The organism is Metasolibacillus fluoroglycofenilyticus, from assembly GCF_003049645.1.
Lineage (GTDB): Bacteria > Bacillota > Bacilli > Bacillales_A > Planococcaceae > Metasolibacillus > Metasolibacillus fluoroglycofenilyticus.
Window position 1 is genome coordinate 2026281 of sequence record NZ_PYWK01000001.1, and the last position, 16847, is coordinate 2043127.

A 16847-nucleotide genomic window follows, 5' to 3' on the forward strand; every position below is an offset into this window, starting at 1 on the left:
TTTTTGCAACGAAAAAAGCCATCTGAAAGCATATATACTTTCAGATGGCTTTTAATTAGTCTACCATATGGTCAGAACCGAAGAAGTTTCTGAACATTTGAACAGTCGCAGCACGGTTAAGAGCAGCGATTGAAGTTGTTAAAGGAATACCTTTTGGACATGCAGCTACACAGTTTTGTGAGTTACCGCAGTTAGCTAAACCACCGTCGCCCATAATTGCAGCTAAACGTTCGTCTTTATTCATCGCACCTGTTGGGTGTGTGTTGAATAAACGAACTTGTGATAATGGAGCTGGTCCGATAAACGAAGCTTTTTCAGATACGTTCGGACATGCTTCCATACATACACCACATGTCATACATTTAGATAATTCGTAAGCCCATTGACGTTTGCGCTCTGGCATACGTGGACCTTCACCTAAATCATAAGTACCATCAATTGGCACCCATGCTTTTACCTTTTTCAAGGCGTTGAACATACGGCTACGGTCTACTTGTAAGTCGCGAACAACTGGGAAAGTTTTCATTGGCTCTAAACGAATTGGTTGTGCTAATTTATCTACTAATGCCGAGCAAGATTGCTGTGGACGACCGTTAATCACCATCGAACATGCACCACAAACTTCCTCTAAACAGTTCATATCCCAAGTAACAGGCGTTGTTTGTTTACCATCAGCCGTTACAGGATATTTTTGAATATGCATCAAAGCAGAGATAACGTTCATACCGGGACGGTAAGGCACGTTAAATTTTTCTTCACGTGTTGGACCATTTTCCGTATCTTGACGAACAATAATCAGTTCAACCGTTTTACCAGTGTTTACTGCTTCCATCATTAATTATCCCCTTTCGAAGAATAGTCACGTTTACGTGGCGGAATTAATGAAACATCCACTTCTTGGTAAGTAATAATAGGCTCACCCGTTGCTGGATCAAATTTCGCCATTGTTGTTTTCAAGAAGTTTTCATCGTCACGGTTCGGGAAATCAGGTTTATAGTGTGCACCACGAGATTCATTACGCAGTAACGCACCTTTTGTCATAACTTTTGCAAGGTAAAGCATATTCTTTAACTGACGAGTAAAGTGAGCACCTTGGTTTGACCACTTTTGCGTGTCATAAATATTGATATTTTCCCAACGCTCTTGAAGTTCAGTTAATTTCTCGTAAGTTTTCTCTAGGCGGTCGTTATGACGTACCACTGTCATGTTGTCAGTCATCCACTCGCCAAGCTCTTTATGCAATAAGTAGGCATTTTCTGTGCCATCCATTTTCAGGATTGCTTCCCACTTCTCAGTCTCTTCTTTCACATGTGCTTCAAAAATAGTTTCTGGTAAATCCTCTGCATGCTTCTTAAGACCTTTTACATAGTCAACAGCATTTGGTCCTGCAACCATACCACCGTAAATAGCTGATAATAATGAGTTTGCTCCTAAACGGTTTGCACCATGTTGTGAGAAATCACACTCACCAGCAGCAAATAATCCAGGAATTTCTGTCATTTGATTGTAGTCAACCCATAAACCACCCATTGAGTAGTGAACTGCTGGGAAGATTTTCATTGGTAATTTACGTGGGTCATCCCCAACGAATTTTTCATAAATTTCAATGATACCACCAAGTTTTACATCAAGCTCATGTGGATCTTTATGAGAAAGGTCTAAATACACCATGTTTTCGCCGTTAATACCAAGTTTTTGGTTTACGCAAACATCAAAAATTTCACGTGTTGCAATATCACGTGGTACTAGGTTACCGTATGCTGGATATTTTTCTTCTAAGAAGTACCAAGGCTTACCATCTTTATAAGTCCAAACTCGTCCACCTTCACCACGTGCTGATTCAGACATTAGGCGGTTCTTATCATCGCCAGGAATCGCCGTTGGGTGGATTTGAATGAATTCACCATTTGCATAAGATGCACCTTGTTGATATACGATAGAAGCAGCAGAGCCTGTGTTAATTACAGAGTTTGTTGTTTTACCGAAGATAATACCAGGACCACCAGTTGCCATAATGACAGCATCACCACGGAATGCGCGGATTTCTTCTTTTACTAAATCTTGTGCTACGATACCGCGGCATACGCCATCATCATCAAGTACAGCACCAAGGAATTCCCAATGTTCATATTTTGTTACTAAACCAGCAACTTCGTGTGCACGAACCTGCTCGTCTAGTGCATATAATAATTGTTGACCAGTCGTTGCACCAGCGAACGCTGTGCGGTGCATTAATGTACCTCCGAAACGACGGAAATCAAGTAAACCTTCTGGCGTACGGTTGAACATTACACCCATACGGTCCATTAAGTGAATAATACCAGGTGCTGCGTCACACATAGCTTTTACTGGTGGTTGGTTTGCTAAGAAGTCGCCACCATATACTGTATCGTCAAAGTGAATCCAAGGAGAGTCCCCTTCACCTTTTGTATTTACTGCACCATTAATTCCGCCCTGCGCACAAACAGAGTGTGAGCGTTTAACTGGAACTAATGAGAATAATTCAACTTCAGTGCCTGCTTCAGCAGCCTTAATCGTTGCCATCAAGCCAGCTAAACCGCCACCAACAACGATGATTTTGCTTTTTGCCATGATTTCTTCTCACTCCTCTTTCTTTAGCTAAAACTTCTCTTTCCCCGCTCATTTCAAATAAGCGATTGTTTCGATTAAACGAATGCTAAAATAGCTGCTACACCAACGATGCTTAGAATAGCGAAAATAACCATCGTTACGTAAGTTGCAATTTGTTGTGATTTTGGAGATTGAGTAATACCCCAGCTCACTAAAAATGCCCAGATGCCGTTTGCTAAGTGGAATGTTGCTGATAAAATTCCCACTATGTAGAAACCAAGCATCCATGGCGATGCAACGATTTCCGCCATCATATCGTAGTTTACTTCAGCACCAAGCGCTTTTTGAATACGCGTTTGGAAAATATGCCATGCGATGAATACAACTAGGAAAATACCCGTCATACGTTGAAGACGGAATGCCCAGTTACGAAACGTACTGAAGCGTGACGTATTATTCGTTGCTGTGAATGCAATATACACTCCGTAGAAAGCATGGAACATTAATGGAATATAAATGATTACCCATTCCATTACTAGCAATAGTGCATGTGGAACTAACTCCATCATTCCAGTTGCGCTATTGTAAGTATCTTCACCACCAACTGCAGTGAAGTTCAAAGATAAGTGGAACACCAAAAACAGACCTACTGGAATAATACCTAATAGAGAATGTAAGCGGCGCCATAAAAACTCACGATCTTTTGACAAGACTGTTACCCCCCTTAGTACTTAAAATACGCAAGTCAGGTCGTCACGAAATTGTAAACGTTGTCCATTGACTGCGCATTTCATCATGGTACAATATTATGACATGTTCATTGTACTCTCAACCTACTAGAGCGTCAAGGTAGCTTGCAATAATTCCTTTCTCTCTTTAAGTATTTTTTTTGCTGGTTTATGCATTTTTTTGTTGCGTATTGTCATTTTTTTGCACAATTCAAATGAATAGAAGAAAATTTAGAAAGAGGTTTTTATCAATGGAAACCGGTAATACAAAGATGATCCCTACATTCGGCTATGAAATTATACGTGATTATGTACTGTCCTCTATATTAGGAAAGCATGAAGAAGATGTGCTTTATTGGTCAGGCAAAGAAATAGCTCGAAAGTTTCCACTTTTTTCAATGGAAGAAGCAGCCGCTTTTTTCAAGGAGGCCGGCTGGGGAACATTAACACTAGAAAAAGAAACGAAAGATAGCCGTACATATATTTTGACAGGCGATGCCGATATTTTAAGATTCGATAGCCGCTGCTTCCGCCTTGAAGCAGGTTTTTTAGCGCAGCAGCTACAACATCAAATTGGCTTTTTAACAGAATGCTATGATGAAAAAAATAGCAAAAAGCAACTTGTTCAGTTTCAATTAAAATCAGATTTAAAGGAAGTAATTAAGTAAAGAGCGTCCAAAAAGCCGTGCATAGCCGGCATTTTGGACGCTCTCTTTGTAATAGAGGAGTTACAATGAAATAATAAAAATCTCGCTTTTATTTGCGATTCCAACATCTTCTCAATTCCTTAATAGTTAAAAGCACTCCCTACTACTCGCTCTTCTTCTTTGCTTCCTCTTGAAAATACGTATAAATTTTTTCCGCTAGCGCCTGTGGAATGCGCTGTGCTGCCAGCTCCTCAACAGTTGCTTCGCGAATTTTCTTTACTGAGCCAAATGCCTTTAATAGCTGTTGCTTGCGCTTCGGTCCAATACCTTCAATATTATCAAGTACTGATTTAATGGCATTTGTGCCATGCTGCTGACGTAAAAATGTAATAGCAAAGCGGTGTACTTCATCCTGAATGCGCTGTAGCAAATAGAAGCTATCACTTGTCCGCTTTAACACAATTGGCACTGGTGGATCACCAAATAAAAGCTGTGATGTGTTGTGTTTTTCATCCTTCGCGAGCCCTGCGATTGGAATATACAAGCCAAGCTCATCCTCAATCACTTCACGCGCAACCTCCATCTGCCCTTTACCACCATCGATAACGATTAAATCAGGCAGCGGCAAATTTTCCTTTAACACGCGCGTATAGCGACGACGAATAACTTCCTGCATCGCACCATAATCGTCATGGCTTGCTGTTTCTCTTAGCTTATATTTACGATATTCTTTCTTGGCAGGCTTGCCATCAATGAAAACAACCATTGCAGAAACAGCATCAGCTCCATGCATATGGCTATTATCAAACGCTTCAATACGCAATGGCGAAGCAATACCCATCGCCTCACCTAGCGCCTCACAAGCGCCGACAGTACGTACTTCCTGTCTTTCGATTAGCTGGAATTTTTCATGTATTCCAATCTCAGCATTTTTCATCGCCATATCCACTAGCTCTTTTTTGGCTCCGCGCTTTGGAATTACCACGCGGACTTCAAGTAAGCTTTCGAGCAATTTTTCATCAATTGTAGAAGGAATAAATATTTCCTTCGGCTTTAAATGCTTCGTTTCCTCATAAAAGCGACCGACAAATGTTAAAAATTCCTCTTCTGGGTCACGATAAATTGGAAAAATAGAAACATCGCGCTCGATTAATTTTCCTTGTCGCACAAACAGTACTTGCACACACATCCAGCCTTTTTCCACTGCATAGCCAAATACATCTCGATTTGATAAATCTTTCGTTATAATTTTTTGCTTTTGCATAATCGCCTCGATATGCGTAATTTGGTCGCGAAATTCCTTTGCTCTTTCAAATTGTAGCTGTTCTGCCGCTTCATACATTTGACGCTCTAAACTTTGCTTCACTTCGACATAATCACCATTTAAAAATTTAGCAATTTCCTCTGCCATTTCACGATAAATTTGCGGTTCAATTTCCTTTACGCAGGGTGCTAAACATTGTCCCAAATGGTAATATAAGCATACTTGGGCTGGCAGTTGCGCACATTTTCTTAGCGGATAAATGCGGTCTAAAAGTTTGCGCGTTTCATTCGCCGCATAAGCGTTCGGATATGGACCGAAATATTTTGCCCTATCTTTGCTAATTTTACGCGTCGTTAAAATGCGCGGGTATTTTTCATTTGTAATTTTTATATACGGATACGTTTTATCATCTGTCAGCATAATATTATATTTTGGATCGTATTGCTTGATTAAGTTTAACTCTAGCATTAAGGCTTCTAAGTCAGAAGCTGTAACGATATATTCAAAATCCTCAATTTCACTGACTAGGCGCTGTGTTTTACCATCATGTGTCCCCGAAAAATAAGAGCGAACACGGTTTTTTAATATTTTTGCCTTACCTACATAAATCACCGTTCCCTGTCGGTCCTTCATTAAGTAGCAGCCTGGCTCATCTGGTAAAATAGCTAGTTTGTTTTGAATAATCTCATTCATCATTTATCACCTATACTTTGTCATATAGCGTTATCATCACGAAGGGGGCGCCCGAAAATTCTTTTTTGGACGCCCCCTTTGCGATGAGGATAGTGTGTTACTATCGGCAGGAACAATAGTTTTCAGCAAATATTTAACATATAAGCTATAGGTGTCCGAAAAGATAATACTTTTCGGACACCTTTTTTCTCATTATTTGTTTGAATCGATAAAGTCGATTAAAGCTTCTTTCGGTTGGAAACCAGCTGTTTTCGCTTTTAATTCGCCATCTACAAATAATAGTAATGACGGAATCGACATAATTTGGTACTCTGCTGCTGTCACTTGGTTGTTATCAACATCTACTTTGACAATTTTCACATCGTTACCGATTTCTGCATCCAATTCCTCTAGAACAGGTGCAATCATTTTACATGGGCCACACCATGTTGCCCAAAAATCTACAAGAACAACGCCATTAGCGATTTCTTGTGCAAAGTTTTGATCTGTTGCTTGTATAATTGCCATTTTAAATAGCCTCCTTCACTAACATCTGCCTGTAGTATAGCATGTTTAAAATACCAATAACAGTGAATTGCTCATATTAGTCTTGTCCTTTTATTTGCTTAGTAAATACTGTATTGATATTGAACCAATGTCACTTCTTCATTGCAATACAGCTCACTACCTATGCGACTGATTTCTTTAAAGCCAAGTTTCTGCAACATGTTTTGTGAGCGAAGATTTGTCGCATGTGTTTCCCCTTTGAATATTGTAATATTCAAATTATCAGCGCCATAATCTATAAGCTGTTTAACCACTTTCGTGCCTAGCCCGATCCCCCAAAGACTCCTATCCCCAATCGCTACTCCAATTTCCGCTTGCTGGTCATGTATTTCAGCTAAATCTGCGTAGCCAATAAGTATTCCTTTATATTCAATTCCAAGGCGAATAAACGACGGGCTATTTATATGTAAGCAGCGCTCCCACCATGCAGCGAGATCAGCCTCTTGGCGCTCTATTTCCCAGCCATTTGCCGCACAAAACTCTGGGTCTTTGCTCCATATTAATACATAGGGGAAATCAGCCTGTTGCAGAGATCTAAGTGTAATAGTATCCATTAACATAATCACCTACTTTCAAAGTAATATGACTAGTAAAAACTTAAGAAAATTTACAAAAACCGAATGTTTCCAGTTCAGTTTTATAGTAAGCACTTAAATTTCAATAGCACAAAATAAAAAATACCCAAACTTTCTTGTATTAAGAATCGTTTAACATATAAAGAAAGGGGTGCGATACTTGTTAACTATTCACAATTTAAAAGAAATAATGAATCTCTATACAGAATCCTTAATACGATTAGCATATTACTACGTAAAAGATCGCCAAGTAGCCGAAGATATTGTACAGGAAGTATTTATTAAAATATATCATCATCCAGATAAATATGAAGAACGTGGACAATTACAAGCTTATTTATATAAGATGACAGCAAATAAAAGCAAGGATTACTTAAGAAGTTGGTCTTATAAAAAAGTACAACTGCAAAATAAAATTTTCCCCTCGACTAGTAAAATGGAGCCAGATGAATTAGTAAGAAAAGATGAAGAAGCTATAGTAGCAGAGGCAATCCTTGAATTACCATTAAAACAAAGAGAGGTACTCATTTATTTTTATTTTAATGAAATGAATATTAAAGATATAGCAAGTATTTTGTTTATTCCAGAAAGTACGGTAAAAACGCGATTAAGAAGGGGCAAAGAGCTATTAAAGAATAAATTGAAGGATATTCAATGGGAGGTGCTTTTAAATGAATAACTATACACCTACTGAAATAAAAGACTTACAAGCCATTAAACAACGTGTGATGCATAATGTTTTACAAGAGATAGAAAGAGGTCCACAAAAGCCCATATATAAATGGAGATTTATTATGCTAAGTGCCATTTTAACAATCAGCTCTATTCTTTTTATCGTCAATCAGATGTTTATAATTGATAAACATGCCACAAAAGTCGACCTCACTGAACCCATATTTTATGAGGAGCAAGGCTTATTTTATTTACATGGTATCACGTTAGGCGATTCTCCATCAAAACTAATGGAAACTTTAGGTGAAAATTATACTACTGAATTTTTTGAGGATGGCAATAATGCTGATCTTATATTAGATTATGAAGGCGATGCGAGATTTTATTTTGTACAGGGGAAATTAAAATCTCTCATCCTTATGGGGGTAGATGAAAGGCGTTTTGATGAAGTATTTACTCATTATAATGGAACAAAATTTACGAATAATGATACTCGTTTCATTTATTCAAGTGAAACGTCCCATATAATAAAAGCCGAATATACGCCCTATGGATTATATGTATATTTAATGTATGCAGGTCCAGATTTTGCAGAAGTACAAGAATTTTTAAAACGTCAAAACAATTCAAATCAATAAAATGCAAATAGCTGTAGGGAAGTGTTTCCCCTACAGCCTCTTTATTAGGCGTTCGCCTTCAACGCTTTAAATTCTTCAATTAACATCGGTACAACTTCGAATAGGTCGCCGACGATACCGTAGTCTGCTACTTTGAAAATATTTGCTTCTGGGTCTTTATTGATTGCAACAATTACTTTCGAGTTTGACATACCAGCTAAATGTTGGATTGCGCCCGAAATACCTGCAGCAATGTAAAGGTCTGGTGTTACGACTTTACCTGTTTGACCGATTTGTAAAGAGTAATCACAGTATTCTGCATCACATGCACCACGTGAAGCCCCTACTGCGCCACCTAATAAATTAGCAAGCTCTTTTAATGGCTCGAAGCCCTCTTCAGACTTCACACCACGACCACCAGCAACAACTACTTTCGCCTCTGATAAATCAACACCCTCTGCTGATTTGCGTACAACTTCTTTAATAATTGTACGTAAATTTGTAATTTCAACAGCTAATGAGGATACATTACCTGAGCGGCCTGCGTCTTTAGCAAGCGGTGCGATATTGTTTGGACGAATCGTTACGAACACGATGCCCTCTTTTACTTTTACTTTTTCAAATGCTTTTCCAGAGTAAATTGGGCGGATAAATAATGCGCTATCGCCAGCACCTTCGATTTCCGTTACATCTGATACAAGACCCGATTGCAATTTAGAGGCGATTTTTGGCGATAAATCTTTCCCTAATGCCGTATGACCGAAAACGATTGCCTCTGGGCTTTCTTCACCTACAACAGCCATAAATGCTTGGCTATAACCATCTGATGTATATGATTTTAAGTGTGGATGTTCAACTGTTACAACGCGGTCTGCACCATATGCTACTAACTCATTTGCTACATCCGCTACTGCATCCCCAATTAATACACCAACGATTTCCCCACCGTCAGCGATTTGCTTTGCTGCCGCAATTGCCTCGAACGATACGTTACGTAGGCTTCCTTCACGAACTTCCCCTAATACTAACACTTTTTTTGACATGCTATTCCCTCCGTTACCTTTGTTATGACCGAAAATTAGACAACTTTCGCTTCTGTGTGTAGTAAGTTTACAAGCTCTTTAACTTGCGCTTGTAATTCGCCTTCTAAAATGCGTCCTGCCGCTTTTTGTGGCGGTAAGTAGATTTCTACTGTTTCCACTTTTACTTCTACATCATCTTCATCGATATCTAAGTCATCAAGCTCAAGCTCTTCTAATGGCTTTTTCTTTGCTTTCATAATACCTGGTAAAGATGGGTAGCGTGGCTCATTTAGACCTTGTTGAGCTGTTACTAATAAAGGTAATGAAGTTTCTAATACTTCTGAGTCCCCTTCGATATCACGCACGATTTTCACGTTTGTGCCATCGATTTCTAAGCTTGTAATTGTCGTTACATAGTTGATGCCTAAAAGGTCGGCTAAGCGGGGTCCTACTTGACCAGAGCCGCCATCAATCGCAACATTCCCTGCCAAAATTAAATCTGCCTCTTTATCTTTTAAATATTCTGCTAGAATATAAGCTGATGTATATTGATCTAACTCGTCTAAATCATCTTCTGTATTGATTAATACCGCTTCATCTGCCCCCATCGCTAATGCTGTGCGCAGCTGCTTCTCGGCATCTTCTCCACCAATTGTTATTACTGTTACTTTCCCGCCTAATGCATCGCGTTTTTGAATCGCTTCTTCAATTGCGTATTCATCATACGGATTAATGATAAACTCAGCGCCATCCTCTTGGATTTCGCCACCTGCTACAACGATTTTTTCCTCTGTGTCGAACGTGCGTTTTACTAATACATAAATATTCATTTTACAGACCTCCGAAAGCTTATTTATTATTTACCTTTAAAAACTGGTTGACGTTTTTCAATAAATGCTTGTATTCCTTCTTTTGCATCTTCTGATACGAAAACTGTGCCAAAGCTTTCTGCCTCTGCTGCTGCACCTTCGTAGAACGATGCCGTTTTAGCATATTGCAGCATAGCAATTGCCGCCTTAAGCGCAACAGGGCTTTTCTTTGCAATTTTCTTCGCAATTTCAAGTGTTTTTGGTAATAATTCTTCATCCGTAAATGCTTGATTTGCTAATCCCCACTGGACAGCCTCTGTTCCAGTGATTGGCTCAGATGTAAACAGCATTTCTGCCGCCTTTGCAAACCCGACATAACGCGGCAAGCGCTGTGTCCCAGCAAAGCCTGGAATTAAGCCAAGCTGTAGCTCTGGTAGCCCTAGCTTTGCCCCCTCTGTCACAAAGCGTAAATGACAGCCCATCGCAAGCTCTAACCCACCGCCTAATGCTGCGCCATGAATTGCCGCAATAACTGGTTTCGGGAATGTTTCCAATCGCTCAAACACATTTTGTCCATGCACGGCTAATTTAGCAAATTCTGCACCTGATGATACTTCTGTAAACTCTTTAATATCTGCACCCGCAGAGAAAAAGCGACCTTCACCGTGCAGCACGATAACACGTACATTGTCATCTTGCTCTACCTTATCGAGTAATTCATTCACTTCGGCAATCATTCCTCGTGATAAGGCATTAGCGGGTGGGCGCTGAATCGTTACAATCGCTACCCCTTCGTCTATTGTCCAATTGAGATATTCCATTCTCCCATACACCCCTTTAAGCTTTTAAGCCATGCAGTAGTAATTGCTGCACTTTTGGCGCTTGTTCAAGTAAATTATAGCGATAGTCGTTCATCACCCAAGTTGTTGTAATTTCATCTATTGTACCGAATACCATTTGACGTGCTACTCGCACATCCATTGCAGAATTAAATTCGCCTGATACCATGCCCTCGATTAGAATTTCATCGAGGAGCTTTAGATACTCCTTTAAAATCGCGTTGATTTTTAAGCGGATTTCCTTGTTGGATTGACGCAATTCTAATTGTGTTACTGTAGCTAGATGATGATCACTTGCCAATACTGAAAAATGGCTTTCAATCATTCGGCATAATTTCTCCGAAGAGGTTTCACCACTTTTTAAAATTTCTTGCAAATTTTCAACGAATACGACCATCTTTTCTTGAAAGACAGAAATTAAAATGTCCTCTTTATTTTTAAAATAAAGATAAATTGTTCCGTCCGCCACGCCAGCTTGTTTGGCAATTTTAGAAACTTGTGCCTGATGGTAGCCATTTTCAGCAATTGCAATAACAGCAGCATCAATAATTTGTTTATATTTTGGCTTATTGCGCTTCATGTTTATCACCACCAGTAAAAAATCAATTATGCTTTGAATTCATCTGCTGATTATCCAAAACAAAAACATGAATGACTATTCATTCATGTTTTTATATTATTATTTATTGTACTATGTGTCAAGTAGCTAATCCAACATTTTCTTATGCTTCTTTCACAGCTAGCTTTTGCTTTTCTTCGTCAATTAATGAGCGGCGTAAAATTTTTCCGACTGCTGTTTTTGGCAGCTCTTTTCGGAATTCATAATGACGGGGTACTTTAAAGGCAGCTAAACTTTTACGGCAGTATTCGTCCAATTGCTCCTCGCTTACTGAATAGCCCTCTTTTAATACAACATATGCCTTTACTGTTTCACCACGATATGGGTCAGGAATACCTGCCACTACACATTCTTGTATTGCTTCATGTTCATATAATACTTCCTCTATTTCACGTGGATAAATATTAAAGCCACCTGCGATAATCATATCTTTTTTACGGTCAACCACATAGAAATAACCGTTTTCATCCATATAGCCTAAATCACCTGTTAAAAACCAACCATCATAAAATGACATTGCTGTTTCCTCAGGGCGATTCCAGTAGCCCTTCATCACTTGCGGACCCTTTACCGCAATTTCGCCAATCTCCCCTGGTGGTAATGGCTCATAATCGCCTCCGCGCAAAATAATTGCATCTGTGTTGGGCCATGGTACTCCAATTGAGCCAACAACTCGCTCATGCCATATGAAGTTGGCATGCGTTACTGGAGATGTTTCTGTTAAGCCATAGCCTTCAACAAGCTTTCCACCAGTAATTTTTTCAAATTTCTCTTGCACATCAACAGGCAGTGGAGCGGAGCCACTTAAACATGCTTTAATTGAAGAAAGATCATAATTTTCGATATTCGGCTGGTTCAATAAGCCAATATACATCGTAGGTGCACCTGGGAACAGTGTTGGCTTTTGCTTATCAATCGTTTTTAGCGCTTGCTCAGCATCAAATTTCGGTAATAGCACCATTTTGCTCTTCATCATAACCGCTAAAATTAATACAGTCGTCATACCGTATACATGGAAAAATGGCAATATACCTAAAATGACTTCGTTTCCTTCATCGCTTTGATACATCCATGCATCACACATTTTCGTATTAGCAATTAAGTTTTTATGTGTTAGCATAACACCTTTTGGTGACCCCGTTGTTCCCCCTGTATATTGCAATAAAGCAATATCTTGTTCAAAATCAAAGTCGAGAGCAATAGGCTGTGGTGAGCTGGATTGCATGATATGTGTAAAGAGATGGTTCGTACCACTGTGCTCTACCTTTACACTAAAGCCATACTGCTTTTTTTGAATAAAAGGATAAACTAAATTTTTCGGGAATGGTAAATAATCTTTAATACCGGTTACAATGACATTTTCTAAAGCGGTTTCTTTTATAATCTTCATCGCTCGCGGATATAAAATATCCATTACTAAAAGTACTTTAGCACCGGAATCAGCCATTTGATATTGAAGCTCACGTTCGGTATAAAGCGGATTTGTTTGAACAACAATACCACCTGCATACATCGTACCATAATAAGCGATAACAGCTTGTGGGCAGTTTGGCAACATTACCGCAACACGGTCATCTTTCTCCACCCCTAGAGAACGTAAATAGTTGGCAAACTTCAAAGCTGATTCATAAAGCTCCTTATATGTTAATTCCTTTCCCATGAAATGCACCGCTATTTTATCAGGATACTCATTGTAAGCTTCCGTTAAAAATTGCTGTACTGGCATTGCTGGTAATTCGATTTCATGCGGAATTTCCTCGGGATACTTCTTTAACCACACCTTCTCTGTCATGACACTCTCCCCTTCACCTAGTATATTATTCATATTCTATTAACAATCATTATAGTGAAAAATGAATGCGTTTACAAATGGTTTTTTGTTATTCTTTTCAAATTTCGCTCGAATATGCAATTTATTTCTTCCTATATCTTATGTAGCTAGAGGGGTTTTAATATCTTTAAGGGAAAAATTATAGCGAATGCTTAATTAAACGTTGATTTCCGTTACGGTTGAAGCCTCCGCTTTTCCCACTGGAGTAGTGCCACCTCCATTTCAATCTGCGAATAGACAGCCTTTCAATAATAATTAAATAACCTTACATTAGAAAAATGAATATCGTTTTATAACAAGAAGTAAAAAAGCCAACTCACACCACACATTCTTTGTGGCAAATTGACTTTTTGTCCTTTTTGAAAAAGGCCTTCTTAATTCGCTGAACCTCGTGTTTCTTTTATTATTCAAAAGTTCCCTTGCCATCCAGCTAAATGAACACTTTTGAAAAACAGCATCGCAAGCGTCCAAAACGCCAGCAAATGCACGGCTTTTGGACGCCCTTTCCCTATCTCGTCAACATATAATAAATGCCTACCGCAATAAATGCGACACAGACAACCATTAGCACCTTTGCTAATTTCTCCATTTCACAACACTCCTACGCAATACTTGCCCCGATAACAAATGATAGGCCAACCGAAATTGTACAGGAAATAAAGCCGACAGAACGATTGTCCTTAGCAATTTCCTCATCCACTTTAATGAGTGGTGTTAAAAATTCAAATAAAAAATAGGCGAAAATAAGTAATATAAAGCCATATAAGCCCCAACCGAGCATCTCCATTAACGTTGTATGACGCTCAATAGAGTAGCGGAAAATATTACAAATACCCAGAATTTTCCCACCAGTTGCAAGCGCTACTGCCACATTGCCCTTTTTTATTTCTTCCCAGTTCTTATACTTCGTTACAACTTCAAATAACACCATTGATACGACTAGACAAAGTACAACAACGCTAAAATAACCCGCTGTTTCTACTAAAGGATGTTGCCAAAATGCTGATGCTAACATAAGCTGTCCCCCTCTATTTCAATTCTACAACTGTCACACCGAATCCGCCTTCTCCTGCTTCGCCGTAGCGGAATGATTTCACACGCTTATGCCCCTTTAAATAGCTTTGAATGCCTTGGCGCAATGCCCCTGTCCCTTTTCCATGAATAATGGAAACACGCGGATAATTAGCAAGCAATGCGTCATCTAAATATTTTTCTGTACGAATAAGCGCGTCCTCATAGCGCTCACCACGCAAATCTAATTCTAGCTTTACGAGGCTACCGCGGTTTTTAACATTAGCCATTTGGCGCGTTTGTGATTCTTTTTCGGGTTTAACATATTCTAAATCTGATTCAGGTAGCTTCATTTTTAAAATACCAATTTGAACAACCCACTCATCATTCGACGCTTTTTCCAATAAAACAGCCTTTTGACCATAGCTTATAACCTTTACTTCGTCACCAACAGCTAAATTTTGAGCCCGCTTGCGCTCGGCTGCTACTTTTTGTAGTACTTTATTATCCTGCGGAGCTGTGTCCTCTAAGCGTTTTTTCGCGTCAATTAACTCATGCTCTTTGACAGCACTAGCTGCATTTCTTTTCATTTCGCGAAGCTCTTCAATGATGACCTCTGCTTCACGCTTTGCCTCATCAACAATTTTACGAGCCTTTTCTTTCGCTTTCTTTTCTAGACTTTCTCTTTTCTCATCATATGTGCGAATGCGCTCCGTTAGCTGCTCATGTAAATAACTTGCCTCTTCCAATAAACCATGTGCTTCCTCGGCTTCACGCTCTGAGCGAACACGGCTTTCTTCTAAAGAAGCAATCATCGATTCCACCTCATGGCGGTCTGTTCCTGTAAACGATTTAGCACGGTCGATTATTGCCTTTTTCAAGCCAAGTCTTGTAGAAATTTCAAAAGCATTTGAACGGCCCGGTACGCCAATTAATAATCGATACGTAGGACTTAATGTTTCAACATCAAATTCTACACTCGCATTTACTACACTTGGACGGTTATAGCCATATGCCTTTAATTCTGGATAATGAGTTGTTGCCATTACGCGTGCGCCATAATCTACGACTTCGTCTAAAATGGCAATCGCAAGTGCTGCCCCCTCTTGTGGGTCAGTACCAGCACCAAGCTCATCAAAAAGCACTAGTGATTTATCATCAAATTTACTTAATATATCAACAATATTCACCATATGTGAGGAAAATGTCGAGAGTGATTGCTCAATCGACTGTTCATCTCCAATATCAGCGAAAATCTGCTCAAAAATTGCGAGCTCTGAGCCATCAAGCGCTGGTACAGGTAAACCTGATTGCGCCATTAACGTACATAAACCAACCGTTTTTAATGTGACGGTTTTACCGCCTGTATTTGGACCCGTAATGACAATCGCCGTTACATCACGACCAAATTCAATCGTATTTGCTACGGCCTCATCAATCGGCAATAGTGGGTGTCTTGCACGCACTAAGCGAATATAGCCATCCGCATTCACTTTTGGCATTGTACACTTATTCGCTTGACCATATTTCCCCTTTGCCAAAATAACATCCATCTCTCCAAGCAGCTGTACAAGGACAAATAAATCATGCCCCACCTCTTCAACTTTAGCAGTTAAAACAAGTAAAATTCGCTCAACCTCTGCCTGTTCCTTCACTTTTAAACGCTGTACCTCGTTATTTGCTTGGACAACAGCATCTGGCTCAATAAATAATGTTTGTCCAGACGAGGATTGGTCATGGACGATTCCACCGTAATGTGAGCGATACTCCTGCTTCACAGGAATAACAAAACGATCATTTCGAATGGTAATAATAGAATCAGATAGCATCTTTGCTGCATTTGCACCACGCGTTAAGCTTTCTAGTTTTTGGCGCACCTTCGCTTCCTCTGCACGCAAAGACTGACGAATCGTACGCAATGTTACACTCGCAGAATCAAGCACCGCACCATTTTCATCAATACAATCATTAATTTCATGCTGCAAAGCCGTTAACACTGGCATTTGTTCCTTGCGCTCCACGAAATGCGCAATCGCTATCTCTTCGTCTGCTTCAATGTCTTCTATAAAGTTACGCAAAATGCGACTTGCTCGAATCGTACTAGCAATTTCCATTAACTCCATCGGTGAGAGCATACCGCCAATTTGTGCACGCTTAGCATGTGGACGAACATCAAAAATGCCCCCCATCGGCACATTGCCTTTTACGCGTAAAATCGATAGTCCCTCATCCATTTCCTCCAACAGTGCGACCACTGCTTCAAAATCCGTTTCAGGTACTAGCTCCTGAATCGCAGACTTCCCAATTGAGGATGTACAATACTGCGCTACCTGCTGTCGTATTTTATCAAATTCTAGTGTTTTCAATGCTCGTTGTTCAATCATGAAAAACACCCCCTGTTTC

The 16847-nt window shown here is 39.6% G+C and carries 16 protein-coding genes; 3 read left to right on the forward strand and 13 right to left on the reverse strand.

Translation table 11 applies throughout. From position 1 onward, the window contains the following. Positions 1–55 precede the first annotated feature (55 nt). The 3 genes from sdhB to C9J36_RS09480 all read right to left on the reverse strand — a co-directional run bounded on the left by sdhB (position 56) and on the right by C9J36_RS09480 (position 3281). Positions 56–835 (reverse strand): succinate dehydrogenase iron-sulfur subunit, encoded by a 780-nt coding sequence (sdhB, locus tag C9J36_RS09470; protein ID WP_201261905.1) that lies wholly within the window; start codon positions 833–835, stop codon positions 56–58. Continuing rightward, the gene (sdhA, locus tag C9J36_RS09475; RefSeq protein WP_107942925.1) at positions 835–2592 is read right to left on the reverse strand and encodes a succinate dehydrogenase flavoprotein subunit; all 1758 of its coding nucleotides are present in this window, start codon (positions 2590–2592) and stop codon (positions 835–837) included. Before sdhA ends, sdhB begins: the two co-directional genes overlap by 1 nt. 74 nt (positions 2593–2666) lie before the next feature. Further along, the gene (locus C9J36_RS09480; RefSeq protein WP_066162288.1) at positions 2667–3281 is read right to left on the reverse strand and encodes a succinate dehydrogenase cytochrome b558 subunit; all 615 of its coding nucleotides are present in this window, start codon (positions 3279–3281) and stop codon (positions 2667–2669) included. 269 nt (positions 3282–3550) lie between these two features. On the opposite strand from C9J36_RS09480, the gene C9J36_RS09485 reads away from it, so the two are divergent. After that, positions 3551–3967, forward strand: coding sequence for a YslB family protein (locus C9J36_RS09485; RefSeq protein WP_107942926.1), 417 nt, complete (start codon positions 3551–3553; stop codon positions 3965–3967). Positions 3968–4109: 142 nt separating this feature from the next. Here the strand turns inward: C9J36_RS09485 and uvrC are convergent, their stop codons facing one another. The 3 genes from uvrC to C9J36_RS09500 form a co-directional block, all read right to left on the reverse strand. Beyond that, positions 4110–5903 carry an excinuclease ABC subunit UvrC gene (gene uvrC, locus C9J36_RS09490; RefSeq protein ID WP_107942927.1) on the reverse strand — a complete coding sequence of 598 codons (1794 nt, stop codon included), beginning with the start codon at positions 5901–5903 and terminating at the stop codon, positions 4110–4112. Between the two features lie 192 nt (positions 5904–6095). Further along, the gene (trxA, locus tag C9J36_RS09495) at positions 6096–6410 is read right to left on the reverse strand and encodes a thioredoxin (RefSeq protein ID WP_066162279.1); all 315 of its coding nucleotides are present in this window, start codon (positions 6408–6410) and stop codon (positions 6096–6098) included. Positions 6411–6508: 98 nt separating this feature from the next. After that, positions 6509–7003 (reverse strand): GNAT family N-acetyltransferase, encoded by a 495-nt coding sequence (locus C9J36_RS09500; RefSeq protein ID WP_235616029.1) that lies wholly within the window; start codon positions 7001–7003, stop codon positions 6509–6511. A 172-nt stretch (positions 7004–7175) separates the two neighbouring features. Here C9J36_RS09500 and C9J36_RS09505 point away from each other — a divergent pair, with 172 nt between their 5' ends. Both C9J36_RS09505 and C9J36_RS09510 read left to right on the forward strand, forming a co-directional pair. Continuing rightward, positions 7176–7703, forward strand: a complete 528-nt coding sequence (locus C9J36_RS09505) for a sigma-70 family RNA polymerase sigma factor (protein WP_235616030.1) — start codon at positions 7176–7178, stop codon at positions 7701–7703. Continuing rightward, a complete protein-coding gene (locus tag C9J36_RS09510) occupies positions 7696–8334 on the forward strand; it encodes a hypothetical protein (RefSeq protein ID WP_107942929.1) in 639 nt (212 codons plus the stop codon). Before C9J36_RS09505 ends, C9J36_RS09510 begins: the two co-directional genes overlap by 8 nt. 44 nt (positions 8335–8378) lie before the next feature. Here the strand turns inward: C9J36_RS09510 and C9J36_RS09515 are convergent, their stop codons facing one another. The 7 genes from C9J36_RS09515 to C9J36_RS09545 all read right to left on the reverse strand — a co-directional run bounded on the left by C9J36_RS09515 (position 8379) and on the right by C9J36_RS09545 (position 16828). Next, on the reverse strand, positions 8379–9356 hold the full coding sequence (locus C9J36_RS09515; protein WP_066162268.1) for an electron transfer flavoprotein subunit alpha/FixB family protein: 978 nt from the start codon (positions 9354–9356) through the stop codon (positions 8379–8381). A gap of 35 nt (positions 9357–9391) precedes the next feature. Next, a complete protein-coding gene (locus C9J36_RS09520) occupies positions 9392–10165 on the reverse strand; it encodes an electron transfer flavoprotein subunit beta/FixA family protein (protein WP_066162265.1) in 774 nt (257 codons plus the stop codon). 26 nt (positions 10166–10191) lie between these two features. Then, positions 10192–10965 carry an enoyl-CoA hydratase gene (locus C9J36_RS09525; protein WP_107942930.1) on the reverse strand — a complete coding sequence of 258 codons (774 nt, stop codon included), beginning with the start codon at positions 10963–10965 and terminating at the stop codon, positions 10192–10194. Between the two features lie 16 nt (positions 10966–10981). Next, the gene (gene fadR, locus C9J36_RS09530) at positions 10982–11563 is read right to left on the reverse strand and encodes a fatty acid metabolism transcriptional regulator FadR (RefSeq protein ID WP_066162260.1); all 582 of its coding nucleotides are present in this window, start codon (positions 11561–11563) and stop codon (positions 10982–10984) included. A gap of 142 nt (positions 11564–11705) precedes the next feature. Beyond that, positions 11706–13394, reverse strand: a complete 1689-nt coding sequence (locus C9J36_RS09535; protein WP_066162258.1) for a long-chain-fatty-acid--CoA ligase — start codon at positions 13392–13394, stop codon at positions 11706–11708. Between the two features lie 640 nt (positions 13395–14034). Continuing rightward, complete coding sequence (locus C9J36_RS09540) at positions 14035–14448, reverse strand: DUF350 domain-containing protein (protein ID WP_107942931.1); 414 nt, start codon at positions 14446–14448, stop codon at positions 14035–14037. Positions 14449–14461: 13 nt separating this feature from the next. Further along, a complete protein-coding gene (locus tag C9J36_RS09545) occupies positions 14462–16828 on the reverse strand; it encodes an endonuclease MutS2 (RefSeq protein WP_107942932.1) in 2367 nt (788 codons plus the stop codon). Positions 16829–16847 lie beyond the last annotated feature (19 nt).